The sequence below is a fragment of the Azospirillum thiophilum genome (genome assembly GCF_001305595.1).
Classification (GTDB): Bacteria; Pseudomonadota; Alphaproteobacteria; order Azospirillales; family Azospirillaceae; genus Azospirillum; species Azospirillum thiophilum.
Genome location: NZ_CP012402.1, coordinates 1,114,763 through 1,127,437, shown reverse-complemented (window position 1 = coordinate 1,127,437; position 12,675 = coordinate 1,114,763). Strand labels below are relative to the sequence as shown.

Sequence of the window (12,675 nt, the reverse complement as noted above, 5' to 3'; positions counted from 1 at the left end):
GGCATTCCTGGCAGGCACGCCCGGCCATCTCCAGGCCATTCAGATGCCGGGTCTGCTGCTGATGCAGATCCGGCGTTCCGCCGAGGCAGCCGACCATTTCCGCCTTGTGGTGGAGGCTCAGCCGGGAAACCTGGATCAATGGGCCAATTTCGCCAGCTCGCTGCGCAGCACCGGCCGGATGCGGCCGGTCATGTTGGTCGGCGGGCGCTCGCGCTCGATCCGTTCCAGTTGGGGGCTCTCGACGGCCGGCGGCTTGGATGGGTGGCCGGTGCGGCGTGGCGACGCCGGCCCAGCGACCGCAGGGATGTCCTGTCGCCCTCGCTGGCGGGCCATCACGTTTATCGCCGTGGCCGCCTGTCCCTTGCTTCGCGGTTGCAGCTCATGTTCTCGGCGGGCTAAACGCCGGCGGAGTCGGAGAGCGTGGAGGAATTCGGTTGCTGGTCGATGCTGCGGGCGGACGATGCGTTCTTCGAACGCCTGCCGCCCCTTGACAGCGTGATCGCCCGGCTGCCGGATGATGACCATCGTGGCGGACGTGCCCGAGGGACGCGGTCCCGTCATCATGGCGTTTGGCGGTGGTGGCGGATGCGCAGCAAGCCGGCATGGATCGGTAGCGTTTCATCCTGCACTGCGTAGAGACCCGGTATCCATCTCCTCCATCCGGCGGCTGATCAGGTCGCTGGGCCCCTGCAGATGTTCGCGGACCAGGAACTCGACGCGGCTTCCCTGGCGTCGGACGATGGCGTCGAGAATGCGGCGGTGCTCGTCGTTGTAGGTGCGCAGGGTGGCGCAATCCCGCTCCATCTCCAGCACGTCGTCGATCTTGGGAACCCGGTAGACGAGTTGGAACATGCGGCTGAACAACCCGTTCGGCACCAGCCCCATCAGGCCGTTGTGGAAACGCTGGTTGAGCTGGCGCCACTGATCCAGGGCATCCCCCTCCAGCGGCCCCTCGCCGCCGACCAATGCCTCGGCACGCTCCAGCCCCGCCTTCAGGGTCCGCTCGACGTCCGTCGGCAACCCGCGCTCCGCCACGATCCGGCAGCCGTGGCCTTCGAGCAGGCCGCGCATCTCGTAGCTTTCCAGCAGGTCGCGCAGGGTGAACTGGCGCACGGTATAGCCGCGGTTGGTCTCGTAAGTGACCAGCCCCTCCCGCTCGGCCGCCACCAGCGCCTCGCGCACCGGGGTGCGGGAGACGCCGAAGCGGGCGGCCAGTTCCGTCTCGCGCAGCTTGGTGCCGGGCGGCAGCTTGCCTTCCAGCACCTGGTTGCGCAGGGCGATCATGATGGAGCCCACCTGCTCGGAGCGGTAGGGCTCCGCCGCTTTGGTCTCTTGGAACTCGGGCATGGACATCCTCCAGCTTGCGGCGGCGGTGCCGGCGGACCGGGCGGTTGGGTTCTAGCCGCGGCGCAGGACCCGCACAAGCAGAACGCTGAGCAGGATGGTCCCGAACAACCGCAGCGTCTGCAAGGTCAGGATGAAGGGCACGTCGGCGGCGCTGCCCAGCGCCACCACCGTGACGGAATCCAGCCCGCCCGGGCTGGTGGCGAGATAGGCGGTCAGCGGATCCTTGCCGGTCAGCGCGCTGAGCATCCAGGCCGACCCGACCGACAGCGCCACGAGGCCGAAGGTGGACAGCAGCATCACCGGCACCGACGCCAGGAGGTCGCGCAGCAGGTCGCGGCGGAAGCGCAGGCCCGTGGTCCAGCCGATGATGGCGAAGGCGATGGCGATCAGCCAGCCCGGCGCGTCGAGCGTCACCGATCCCGACATGTTGAGCGCCCCGCCGAGCAGGATGGGGCCGAGCAGCGGTCCCGCAGGCAGCCGCAGCACGGTCCCGAGCCAGCCGCCGAGCAGTGCCACCGCCACCAGCGCCAGGGAGGAAGCCGTCGTCGCCACCGGGATGGGCACCGCCGGCGCGACGGGAAGCCCGGCCGGGGCGCCCAGCAGGAAATGGCAGGCGAGCGAGGCGAGCACGACGACGACGATCACCCTGAGATACTGCATCACCGCAACGAAGCGAGGGTCGCCGCCGAAGTCGCCGGCCATGGCGATCATCGCCGGAGCCGCCCCCGGCATGGTCCCCCACAGGGCGGTGCCGACCGGCAGCCGGCCCGACCGCTCCAGCAGCCAGCCAACCAGCACGGCCCCGGCCATCATGCTTGCCAGAGCCATCAGCATGGGGAACCAGTGCAAGGCGACGTCCTGGATGATCGAGGCGTCGAGCGACCGCGCCACCACCCCGCCGGTCAGCGCCTGGGCGAGCCACAGCGAGCGCCTCGGCAACTCGATGGTGGTGCCGCGCACCCCCAGGATGACGGCCGCGACCATGGGGCCCAGCAGCACGGCTCCGGGGAGGGCGACCGCCGAGAAGAGAGCGGTGAACAGGAGAGTGGCGACCGCCAGCAGGGACCACTGGAGGGGAATCGGAAGGGTACTCATGATGGACGGTCTGTCCGGTGGCCCGCCCGCCGGTCGGACGCAGGCGGGCCACCGCTCCTTGGGACTGTTGCGGAAGAGGAAGGACGCCGGATCAGGCCGGTACGGCCGCCGGCTGTGCCTCGACATGCGCCATCACCTCGGCCACCGGCAGCACGTCGCCGTATTTGGCGTTCATGTCGAACAGTGCCGCCTCGTGCGGGGCCGGGTGGCGGTCGCCGACGCATTCCGCCGGGACGATGACGCGGAAGCCGTGCGACACGCCGTCCACAGCGGTGGCGCGGACGCAGCCGCTGGTCGAGCAGCCGGTGACGATCACCGTGTCGCACTCCAGCACGCGCAGCATGGTGCTGAGCGGCGTGCCGAAGAAGGCGGAGGAATGATGCTTCACCAGCACGATGTCCTCCGGTTCGGGTGTGACGCGCGCGTCGAAGCCGGCCAGCGGGTTGTCGGCGGTGAAGGCACGCAGCGCCGGGATCTTCTTCACGAACATCCCGCCTTCGCTGCCCGCTTTGTCGTAGACGACCTTGGTGTAGATCACCGGCAGCCCGGCGCGTCGAGCGGCGGCGTAGAGAGGGACGCTCGCCTCCACTGCGTCGACCACGCCCTGTCCGAAGAAAGGGGCGCCGGGCTTGGTGTAGAAGTCGATGAAGTCGATCGACAGCACGGCGGCCTTGCGGCCGAAGCCGATCCGGTTCTGGAAGACACCGGAGTAGTTGTCCTTGAGGTCCTCGGTCACGCTGAACATGGGATTTCGCCTCAGGCTGATTGCAGGGGGAGCGGGCGGATGGGCGGATAGCCGATGTCCTGGAGGACGGCTGTCGCCACCTCCGACCGGCTCTCCGGGGTCTCGGGAAAATGGCAGGCGACCTGATCGGCGCCGCCTGTGTCGGTTTTGGCGCCGCAGGCGCGCAGGGCAGGCTCCTCCATCAGGCAGGCGCGTGGCAGCAGGGCGTCGCCGCTGCGTTCGGTCGGCACGCCGCCGCCGGACGCCACCAGCCGGGCGCGGTAGCAGCGGGGATGGAAGCGGCAGCCTGTCGGCACGCTGGTGGCGGAGCCGATTTCGCCCATTGTCACCGGGGCCCGGCGGCGCTTGCGCATGCGGAGGTCGGCGATGGGGACCGCCGACAACAGCGAGACGGTGTAGGGGTGCAGCGGCCGGCGGTAGAGCGTGTCGCGCGAAGCCAACTCCACCAGCTTGCCGAGATACATCACGGCGATGCGGTGGCTGACATGGCGGACCACCGCCAGATCATGGGCGATGAACAGGTAGGACAGCCTGCGCTCCCGCTGGATGCGTTGCAGCAGGTTGATGATCTGCGCCTGGATCGACACGTCGAGCGCCGACACCGGTTCATCCAGCACCAGGATCTTCGGATCGAGGGTGAGGGCGCGGGCGATGCCGATGCGTTGGCGTTGGCCGCCGGAGAACTGGTGCGGGTAGCGGTCGGCATGCGACGGGTCGAGCCCGACCAGGCTCATCACCCCCGCCACCTTCTGCGGGCCGTCCTTCGGATCCCACAGGCCGTGGACCTTCAGCGGCTCGGCGATGCTCCGGCCGATGGTGACGCGGGGGTCGAGCGAGCCGTAGGGATCCTGGAATACCATCTGGATGTCGCGGCGCATCGCCTGCATTTCGGCCTTCGGCACCTCGGTGACGTCGCGGCCGTCGACCAGCAGCCGGCCGCTGCTGGGCTCGACCAGCCGCAGGGCGAGGCGGCCGAGCGTGCTCTTGCCGCTGCCGCTCTCGCCGACCAGCCCCAGCGTCTCGCCGGGGTGGATCGCCAGCGAGACGCCGTCCACCGCCCGCACCGGCGTGCCGGCCTTGCGGAACAGCCCGCCGCGCCGGGTGAAGACACGGGAGGTCTCGACCAGTTCCAAGGCCGGCGGCGGCCCGGCCTCGCTCGCAACGCGGGATTGGTTCATCGGGCGGCCTCCATCTGGTCTAGCCGGTCGGCGTGGAAGCAGGCGCTGCGGTGTCCGGCGCGGTCCCCGGCCAGCGGCAGCGGCCGCTTGGTGCAGCAGTCGGTCCGCCCGCGGCCCAGCGTGCAGCGCGGCTCGAAGGCACAGCCCGGCGGCAGGCGGGCGACGTTGGGCGGCTGGCCGTCGATGGCCGGCAGGTCCTCGTCGACCGGGCCGTCGAGACGCGGGATGCTGCGGAACAGCGCGCGGGTGTAGGGATGGCGGGGAGCGGAGAACACCTCTTCGATGGAGCCCACCTCCACCAGCCGGCCGGCGTACATCACGGCGACGTCGTCGGCGTAGCGGGCGACGAGCCCGAGGTCATGGGTGATCAGCACCAGCGCCATGCCCGTCTCGGCCTGGAGATCGGCCAGCAGGTCGAGGATCTGTGCCTGCACCGTCACGTCGAGCGCGGTGGTCGGCTCATCGGCAATCAGCACCTTGGGCGACAGGGCGATGGCCATGGCGATCAGCACGCGCTGGCGCTGGCCGCCCGAGAACTGGTGCGGGTAGTCGTCGATCCGGCGGGACGGGTCGGGGATCTGCACCCGGGCCAGCAACTCCACGGCGCGGGCCCGGGCGGCGGCGCGGCCGAGGCCGCTGTGCGCCCGCAGCACCTCGACGATCTGCTCGCCGATGGTGAAGACCGGGTTCAGCGCGGTCAGCGGATCCTGGAAGATCATCGAGACCACCGCCCCGCGCAGGCGGCGAAGCTGTTCGGGCGTCCGGCCCAGGATTTCGGCGTCGCCGATCCGCACCTCGCCGCGCCGGACCCGGCCGGGGGAGGCGACGAGGCCGAGCGCCGACAGGAAGGTCATCGACTTGCCCGAGCCGGACTCGCCGACCACCGCCAGCGTGCCGCCTGCCCGCACGGCCAGCGAGATGCCGTCGATGACGGTGACCGGTCCGTCGTCGCCGGGGAAGACCGTGGTCAGGTCGCGCAACTCGAGCGCCACCGGGCGCGGTGCCGGAACCGGTGCAACCGGCGGGGGAGGGGCGATGGAAAGATTGGGGTTCGCCATGGAAAGCCTCACAGCATCTTGCCGGACGTCCGGCGCATCTGGGGGTCGAGCGTGTCGCGCAGCCCGTCGCCCAGCAGGTTGAGGGCGACCACCATCAGGGCGATGCACAGGCCGGCGGACAGCGAGATCACCGGGTTCGACGCCAGGAAGCTCTGGCCGTCGGCGATGACATTGCCCCAGGTCGGGGCGGGCGGCTGGACGCCGAGCCCGAGGAAGCTCAGCCCCGCCTCGGCCAGGATGGCGGTGGCGGCGCCGATGGTCGCCACCACAATCACCGGCGGCAGGCTGTTGGGAACGACATGCAGGAACAGCAGCCGCATGTTGCCCATGCCGATGGCGCGCGACGCCTCGACATAGGGGCGCGGCTTGATGGTCAGCACCACCGCCCGCATCACCGCGGCGACGCGCGGGGTATAGGCGAGTGAAACGGCGACGATCACCGATTCCAGCGAGGAGCCGCGCGCCGCCACCAGTGCCAGCGCCAGCAGGAAGCCGGGGAAGGCCAGCAGGATGTCGATGACCGAGACGGTGACCCGCTCGACCCAGCCGCCGAAGAAGCCGGCGACGGCGCCGATCGCCATCCCCAGCGTCAGCGACAGCACCATCACGGCGACGGCGACCTGCAGCGAGATGCGGGTTCCCCAGATCAGTCGGGACAGCACGTCGCGGCCATACTGGTCGGTGCCGAGAAGATGCTGGGCCGAGGGAGCGGCCAGCGTGTTGCCGAGGTCGGTGTCCAGCGGCGACCAGGGCGCGATCCAGGGGGCGGCCACGGCGACGACCAGCATCGCCGACAGCAGGATCCCCCCGATCAGGAAGCCCGGATGGCGGAGATAGCGCATCAGGGACGACCGCCGGGGGACGGCGGATGCGGTTGCGGTTCCGGAGATGGGCGTGGATGTGGACATGGGCGTGGACATGGGCGTGGACATGGGCGGGCTCACCTTGCGGACAGGCGCGGATCGACCAGCCCGTAGGCGAGGTCGAGCAGGCTGTTGACGAGGACGACGGCGACGGCCAGCACCAGGACGCCGGCCTGGACGAGCTGGTAGTCGCGGGCCGAGACCGCCTTGAGGATCATCGAGCCGATGCCGGGCCGGCTGAACACCACCTCGATCAGGATGGCGCTGCCCAACGACCAGGCGAAGGTCACGCCGACGATGGCGAGGATCGGCACCAGCGCGTTCTTCAGCGCCAGCCGCCAGACGATCCGGCGCTGCGGGACGCCCATTGCCCGTGCCACCCGGACATAGTCCTGGTTCAGCACCTCCAGCATCGCCGAGCGGGTCAGCCGGGTGATGTAGGCGGCGACGGAGACGCCGAGCACGCCTGCCGGCAGCACCAGATGGTGGATCTGGTCGATGAGGCCGCCGCCCGAGCTGGCGCCCAGCGCCGGGAACCATTTCAGCTCCTGCGAGAACAGCAGCACCGAGGCGAGGCCGAGCCAGAAGACCGGGAAGGAGATCCCGAACAAGGCGACGACCATGATCAGCAGATCGCTCCACGAGCCCTGGCGCTCCGCCGTGACGATGCCGAGCGGGATGCCGATGACCACGGCGATGGCCAGACCGGCGAAGGCCAGCAGGGCGGAGTCCGGCAGGCTGTACAGAATCTCCTCCAAAGCCGGCCGACCGGTGACGACCGAGGCGCCGAAATCGCCGGTCAGCGCGCGCAGCGCATAGAGCCCGTACTGCACGATCACCGGGCGGTCGAGGCCTAGCTGGACGCGCAGCGTCGCCAGTGCTTCCTCGGTGGCGTAGTCGCCCAGCATGTATTGGGCGGGATCGCCCGGGATCATGCGGACGAGGAAGAAGGTCACGGTCACGATGCCGAACACCGTGATCGCGAGCTGCGTGAGTTGGCGGACGAGGCGGTCCATGACGTCAACCCGCCAGCACGACGGGATAGGCGCTCATGGTGAAGAGCGAGTTCTGGACGAAACCCGTCACCGCCTTGGTGTGGGCGATGTAGAGGCGATCGGCGTAGAGCGGCACGATGGGGGCGTCGCCCATCACCTTGGCCTGGATCTTCCCGTAGACCTCCTTGCGGGCGGCATCGTCCTTGGCCTGCCGGGCGGCGGCGATCAGATCCTCGATCCCCTCGTAGTGCGAGGTGTTGAGCCCCGGCGGGAAGGAGGATTTTGCGAACATCGACAGGATCGGGCTGTCGGGGTCGGGGGCGCCGACCACGCCGGTGATGCAGGTCGGGACGGAGCCCTTGTTGCGGGCCTGAAGGTAGGCGCCGCGCTCCAGCACCTTGATCTTGGCGTCGATGCCGATGGCGGCGAGGTCGCTGGCGATCGGCACCACGATCTTGTCATAGGGGTTGGCGCCCGGCGCCACCAGATCGAGGGTGAAGGGGCCGACTCCCGCCTCCTTCAGCAGCGCTTTGGCCTTCTGCGGGTCGTAAGGATAGGCTGGCACCGCATCGGTGAATTCCTGGAAGGAGGAGGTGAGGAAGCCGCTCGCCTCGGTCTTGGTGCCCTTGAAGAAGCCGTCGATCAGCGCTTTTCGGTTGATGGCGTGGCTGATCGCCTGACGGACGCGGAGGTCGCCCAGCGGCTTGATGCCGGTGTTGAGGATCAGGTTGATGGTGTGGTTGGCATCCCGATCGTGCACCGTCACCTGGCCCGCGCCCTTCAGCCGCTGGATGACCTCGGGCTGTTGCAGACCGAAGAAGATATCGATCTCGCCGTTCTCCAGCGCGATGGCCGCCGCCGTCTCGTCCTTGATGACGCGGAACAGCAGTTCCTCCACCTTGGGCGCACCGGCGAAATACTCCTTGTTGGCGGAGAGCTTGACCTCGCGGCCGGGCGTCCAGACCTGGAAGACGAAGGGGCCGGTGCCGACCGGGTTGAGTGCGTAGGCCTTCTCGCCGATCTCGCCCAGCGCCTTGCGGCTCAGGATCCAGCCCTGGTTGAAGGCGGAGACCTTGTGCAGGAAGCCGGAATTCGGCTCCTTCAGGGTGATGACCACCCGGTCGGGCGTCGGCGTCTCGACGGACTTGATCGAGGCGAGCTGGCTGCTGTAGCTGCTGCCGGTCTGCGGATCGAGCACCCGCTCGAACGAGAATTTCACGTCGTCCGAGGTGAAGGGGCCGTAGTTCTTGTGCCAGAAGACGCCGCTGCGCAGGGCGAAGCTGTAGACGGTGCCGTCGTCCGAGATCTCCCAGGAGGTCGCGAGGTCGGGGACCAGCGCATTGGTCGCCTCGTCGTACTTGACCAGCCCGTTGTAGATCTGGGTGGCGACAGTCTGGTTCTCGATCTGGAAGATGCGGGCCGGGTCGAGGTTGCCAATGTCGCTGCCGATGCGCACGCGCAGCACAGGCGGGGCGGCGTCGGCGCCGAGCGGCCAGCCGCTGCCCGCCACCAGCGCGCCGACCGCCAGCAGGCTGCCGAATTGACGGCGTGTCACCCCGTTGCGCTCCTGTCGATGGGTTCCGACCATGGCCTGCTCCTCTGTCGTCCGGAATTGGTTGGGTGGCGGCGGCAGACAGGCGGCTTTCAAAAATGCACACAATCTGCGCCATACCGATGCGATGGAAGCTACGCAGGAACCGTACCATTTCCGATGAGTAAACTCTGGTTTGAAGGAAAACGTTATTTTTCAATGTATTAATAGGATTCTTTTGGAAATGTTCGTGCATACCCCGATATAGAAAATTGCGCAATTTGAATGCATGTGCACGAATGAATTGGCGAAACTATGGGCTTTGAATGCAGTCATCTATGAATGTATGCTTTTTATGCGCTTGTCATCCGGCGCCCTAACCGGAAAAGGACATCCCCCGACATGAGCGACCTTTCCATCTACGATCGTCAGGAATTCGGCAAACCGCTCGGTTTCGGCCGCAAGACGGCTTTGCTGGTCATCGATTTCCAGCTCGGCTTCACCCGCGAGGACGCGTTCGGCGGCTTCAACATCAATGACGCCATCGCGTCGACCGCCGAACTTCTGGTCCACGCCCGTGCCGCCGGTCTGCCGATCGCCCATGCCTGCTTCATCGCCCCGGATGCGGTCGGCGGCATCGGTCCCTTCGGTGAGAAGATCCCCAACCTGCTGAAGCTGGCCGCCGATGCGCCGGACACCGCCTTCGCCCCTGCGGTGACGCCGTTGAAGGGCGAATACATCGTCCGCAAGCAGCATGCCTCTGCCTTCTTCGGGACCAGCCTGTCGAGCTGGCTGCGCGCCAACGGCGTCGATACGTTGCTGGTGACCGGCTGCACGACCTCGGGCTGTGTGCGGGCCAGCGTGATCGATGCCTCCGCCCACGGGCTGCGCCCGATCATCGTCGAGGAGTGCGTCGGCGACCGCGCCGAGGAGCCGCACCGCGCCAACCTGTTCGACATGCGGCAGAAATACGCCGACGTGATGTCGCTTGAGGCGGTCATCGGCCAAATCGGCTTGGCCAAGGCCGCCTGATCCAGGGAAGGTCCGGCGCCTCGCTCCGGACCTTCCACCCGAACCCCGCCTCTGCCGGTCCCGGCCGGTCCACGCCAACCGAAAGCAGCAGCGCATGTCCACCGCGACCATTCCGGTCGGGGCCGCCGGCCCGGCCGGCGACGCCCCCTCCTTGCCCGGAGCCTGCGAATGCGAGGTTCTCGCCTGCCTGGACGCCATCGATCGTCAAAATCCTGCTCTCAACGCCGTCCTGGCCGTCACCGGGCAGGCGGCGCTCTACTGTGCCCGCAAGCTCGACCGCGAACGGGCGGTCGGTGACTGGCCGGGGCTGCTCGACGGCGTGCCGGTCACGATCAAGGACTGCTTCGAACTGGCGGGCGAGACGACCAGCTACGGCTCGATCCGCTTCGCCGCCGAAGGGCGGCGTGACGCCGCCGTGGTCCGGCGCCTGAAGGCGTCGGGCGCCGTCATCATTGGGCGCAACAACCTCAGCGAATTCTGCCTGGGCTCGACCAATCAGAACGAACATCACGGCTCCTGCCGCAACCCGTGGAACATCGGCCATGTGCCGGGCGGGTCGAGCGGCGGGTCGGCCGCCGCCGTGGCCGCCGGCCTGTGCCGGATCTCCATCGGCACCGACACTGGCGGGTCGGTCCGCATCCCCGCTTCGCTGTGCGGCGTGGTCGGGCTGCGGCCCAGCGTCGGCCGGGTTTCGAACGCCGGTGCGATCGCCTGCAGCGTCGATTTCGACACCATCGGCCCGCTGGCCTATACGGTTTCCGACGTCGCCCGCGCATTCGCCGCCATCGCCGGCTACGACCCGGAGGATCCCAACTCGGTCGATGCGCCGCTGGGTAATTTCCTGCCGACGCTGCGCAACGGGATCGCCGGGCTGCGCATCGGCCTGCCGCGCAACTTCTACTTCGACGGGCTCCAGCCCGCGGTGGCCGAGCGGTTGCGCGAGGCGGCGGCGGTGCTGGAGCGTGCCGGCGCCACGCTGGTGGACGTCACCGTCGAGGACGCCGAGGTGGCGCAGGCGCGCACCGGCTTCTCGCTGCTGGTCGCCGACATGGCCCAGTATCACCTGGACAAGATCGAGACGGCGCCCGAGGCGGTCGGCCCGGAGGTGCTGCGTCGCCTGAAGCTCGGTTTGCCGGTGAGTGGCGTCGACTATGCCGGATCTCGGCGCTGGCTGGCCGGCTGGAAGCTGCGGTTCCGCGCACTGTTCGAGCAGGTCGACCTGATCGTGACGCCGACCACGCCGATCGTCGCCCCGGCCATTGCCGACACCGCCGACATGATCGAGGCGACGCGGGCGGTCAGCCGCTTCACCTACGGCTTCGGCGCGCTCGGCTTGCCGGCGATGACCGTGCCCTGCGGCTTCGGCGCCGGCGGTCTGCCGGTCGGCATGCAGGTCGTCGGCCGCTGGTTCGACGAGCCATCGGTGCTGCGCGCCGGCGCCGCCTTCCAGGCCGCGACCGACCACCACCGCCAGCGCCCGCACCTTGCCTGACACCCGTTTCGAAGGAGGCACCTCATGGAACCCTATGAACTCACGGCCAGCGAGGCCGCCCGGTCCATCCGCGAGGGCCGGCTGACCAGCGAGGCGCTGGTGCGGTCATGCCTGCAACGGATCGAAGCGCGCGATCCCGAGATCCGCGCCTGGATCCACGTCGATCCCGCCCTGGCGCTTGCAGCCGCCCGCGAGGCCGACAAGCGCTTCGCCAGCGATCCTTCGGTCGTCGGGCCGCTGCATGGAGTGCCTTTCGGCGTCAAGGACGTGATCGACACCGCCGACCTGCCGACCACCCACAATTCGCCGATCTTCCAGGGCCACCGGCCGAGCCGCGATGCGGCCTGCGTCGCCATCGCGCGCAGTGCCGGTGGCATCCTGCTCGGCAAGACCGACACGGTGGAGTTCGCGTCCGGCGGCCGCAAGGCGGCGACCCGCAATCCGATCGACATCGCCCACACGCCGGGCGGCTCCTCGTCGGGGTCGGGGGCGGCGGTCGGCGACCGCCATGTGCCGCTCGCCTTCGGCACCCAGACCGGTGGCTCGCACATCCGCCCGGCCGCCTTCAACGGCATCTACGGCTTCAAGCCGACCTGGGGCGCGGTCAGCCGTGAGGGCGTCAAGCATTACGCGGTGTCGCTCGACACCATCGGCTGGTATGGCCGGTCGGTCGGCGACCTCGCTCTGATGGCCGAGGCCTTCCGGTTGGAGGGGACGGGCGAGGCCGCGCCGGTTTCCCTGGCCGGGCTGCGGGTCGGGGTCTGCCGCTCGCCGGTCTGGTCGAGCATAGAACCGGCCGGCGAGGCTGCGCTCACCCTGGCCGCCCGGAGGTTGGAGGAGGCAGGGGCAATCGTCGAACCATTCGAGTTGCCCGACGATTTTTCGGCCCTTGCCGAGGTCCAGGACGTCATCCGCCGTGGCGAGGGGCGGGCCGCCTTTCTGGACCTCTATCTCAGCGACCGCCACCGGTTGCATGACGAATTGGCCGACCATTGCCAGCACAACCGGGGAATCACCGCCCGCAGCCTGACCGAAGCCTATGACGTCGCCGGCCATTGCCGCGCCCGCTTCGCCGGGCTGTTCGATCGCATCGACGTGATCCTGACCCCGCCGGCCCCCGGCGAAGCGCCGAAGGGGCTGCACACCACCGGCGACCACGTCTTCAACGGCATCTGGACGGTTCTACACGCGCCTTGTCTCGCCATGCCCTGCACCCGTGGACCGCAAGGACTGCCGGTCGGGGTGCAATTCGTAGCGCCCCGCTTCGCCGATGCCCGCCTTCTGGCGATGGCGGAGGCGATGGCTTCGGCGGTGGATCCGGCGGCGGCGTGACGGGCAT

The 12,675-nt window shown here is 68.9% G+C and carries 12 protein-coding genes; 3 read left to right on the top strand and 9 right to left on the bottom strand.

Annotated features, from left to right (window positions below):
- Window positions 1-135 precede the first annotated feature (135 nt).
- The 9 genes from AL072_RS18590 to AL072_RS18550 all read right to left on the bottom strand — a co-directional run bounded on the left by AL072_RS18590 (window position 136) and on the right by AL072_RS18550 (window position 8,836).
- Window positions 136-333, bottom strand: a complete 198-nt coding sequence (locus tag AL072_RS18590; protein WP_045582823.1) for a hypothetical protein — start codon at window positions 331-333, stop codon at window positions 136-138.
- A gap of 285 nt (window positions 334-618) precedes the next feature.
- Window positions 619-1,347: a GntR family transcriptional regulator gene (locus tag AL072_RS18585; protein ID WP_045582824.1), complete on the bottom strand. Its 729-nt coding sequence runs from the start codon at window positions 1,345-1,347 to the stop codon at window positions 619-621.
- A gap of 51 nt (window positions 1,348-1,398) precedes the next feature.
- The gene (locus tag AL072_RS18580; protein WP_045582825.1) at window positions 1,399-2,442 is read right to left on the bottom strand and encodes an AbrB family transcriptional regulator; all 1,044 of its coding nucleotides are present in this window, start codon (window positions 2,440-2,442) and stop codon (window positions 1,399-1,401) included.
- Window positions 2,443-2,533: 91 nt separating this feature from the next.
- Complete coding sequence (locus tag AL072_RS18575) at window positions 2,534-3,187, bottom strand: isochorismatase family protein (RefSeq protein WP_045582826.1); 654 nt, start codon at window positions 3,185-3,187, stop codon at window positions 2,534-2,536.
- A gap of 11 nt (window positions 3,188-3,198) precedes the next feature.
- The gene (locus AL072_RS18570) at window positions 3,199-4,365 is read right to left on the bottom strand and encodes an ABC transporter ATP-binding protein (RefSeq protein ID WP_045582827.1); all 1,167 of its coding nucleotides are present in this window, start codon (window positions 4,363-4,365) and stop codon (window positions 3,199-3,201) included.
- Window positions 4,362-5,423 carry an ABC transporter ATP-binding protein gene (locus AL072_RS18565; protein WP_245636844.1) on the bottom strand — a complete coding sequence of 354 codons (1,062 nt, stop codon included), beginning with the start codon at window positions 5,421-5,423 and terminating at the stop codon, window positions 4,362-4,364. The genes AL072_RS18570 and AL072_RS18565 overlap by 4 nt, the downstream gene beginning before the upstream one ends.
- Window positions 5,424-5,431: 8 nt before the next feature.
- Window positions 5,432-6,265 carry an ABC transporter permease gene (locus tag AL072_RS18560; protein WP_045582828.1) on the bottom strand — a complete coding sequence of 278 codons (834 nt, stop codon included), beginning with the start codon at window positions 6,263-6,265 and terminating at the stop codon, window positions 5,432-5,434.
- Window positions 6,266-6,363: 98 nt separating this feature from the next.
- A complete protein-coding gene (locus AL072_RS18555) occupies window positions 6,364-7,302 on the bottom strand; it encodes an ABC transporter permease (RefSeq protein ID WP_045582829.1) in 939 nt (312 codons plus the stop codon).
- Window positions 7,303-7,306: 4 nt separating this feature from the next.
- Window positions 7,307-8,836 carry an ABC transporter substrate-binding protein gene (locus tag AL072_RS18550; protein WP_245636843.1) on the bottom strand — a complete coding sequence of 510 codons (1,530 nt, stop codon included), beginning with the start codon at window positions 8,834-8,836 and terminating at the stop codon, window positions 7,307-7,309.
- 378 nt (window positions 8,837-9,214) lie between these two features.
- Here AL072_RS18550 and AL072_RS18545 point away from each other — a divergent pair, with 378 nt between their 5' ends.
- The 3 genes from AL072_RS18545 to AL072_RS18535 all read left to right on the top strand — a co-directional run bounded on the left by AL072_RS18545 (window position 9,215) and on the right by AL072_RS18535 (window position 12,668).
- Window positions 9,215-9,844 (top strand): isochorismatase family protein, encoded by a 630-nt coding sequence (locus AL072_RS18545; protein WP_045582831.1) that lies wholly within the window; start codon window positions 9,215-9,217, stop codon window positions 9,842-9,844.
- 94 nt (window positions 9,845-9,938) lie between these two features.
- Complete coding sequence (locus tag AL072_RS18540) at window positions 9,939-11,336, top strand: amidase (RefSeq protein ID WP_052710076.1); 1,398 nt, start codon at window positions 9,939-9,941, stop codon at window positions 11,334-11,336.
- Between the two features lie 24 nt (window positions 11,337-11,360).
- Window positions 11,361-12,668, top strand: coding sequence for an amidase (locus AL072_RS18535; protein ID WP_045582832.1), 1,308 nt, complete (start codon window positions 11,361-11,363; stop codon window positions 12,666-12,668).
- Window positions 12,669-12,675 lie beyond the last annotated feature (7 nt).

Coding starts and splice junctions, on each gene's coding strand:
- AL072_RS18590 (WP_045582823.1), bottom strand. CDS start 333: ATGGCCCGCCAGCGAGGGCGACAGGACATCCCTGCGGTCGCTGGGCCG.
- AL072_RS18585 (WP_045582824.1), bottom strand. CDS start 1,347: ATGCCCGAGTTCCAAGAGACCAAAGCGGCGGAGCCCTACCGCTCCGAG.
- AL072_RS18580 (WP_045582825.1), bottom strand. CDS start 2,442: ATGAGTACCCTTCCGATTCCCCTCCAGTGGTCCCTGCTGGCGGTCGCC.
- AL072_RS18575 (WP_045582826.1), bottom strand. CDS start 3,187: ATGTTCAGCGTGACCGAGGACCTCAAGGACAACTACTCCGGTGTCTTC.
- AL072_RS18570 (WP_045582827.1), bottom strand. CDS start 4,365: ATGAACCAATCCCGCGTTGCGAGCGAGGCCGGGCCGCCGCCGGCCTTG.
- AL072_RS18565 (WP_245636844.1), bottom strand. CDS start 5,423: ATGGCGAACCCCAATCTTTCCATCGCCCCTCCCCCGCCGGTTGCACCG.
- AL072_RS18560 (WP_045582828.1), bottom strand. CDS start 6,265: ATGCGCTATCTCCGCCATCCGGGCTTCCTGATCGGGGGGATCCTGCTG.
- AL072_RS18555 (WP_045582829.1), bottom strand. CDS start 7,302: ATGGACCGCCTCGTCCGCCAACTCACGCAGCTCGCGATCACGGTGTTC.
- AL072_RS18545 (WP_045582831.1), top strand. CDS start 9,215: ATGAGCGACCTTTCCATCTACGATCGTCAGGAATTCGGCAAACCGCTC.
- AL072_RS18540 (WP_052710076.1), top strand. CDS start 9,939: ATGTCCACCGCGACCATTCCGGTCGGGGCCGCCGGCCCGGCCGGCGAC.
- AL072_RS18535 (WP_045582832.1), top strand. CDS start 11,361: ATGGAACCCTATGAACTCACGGCCAGCGAGGCCGCCCGGTCCATCCGC.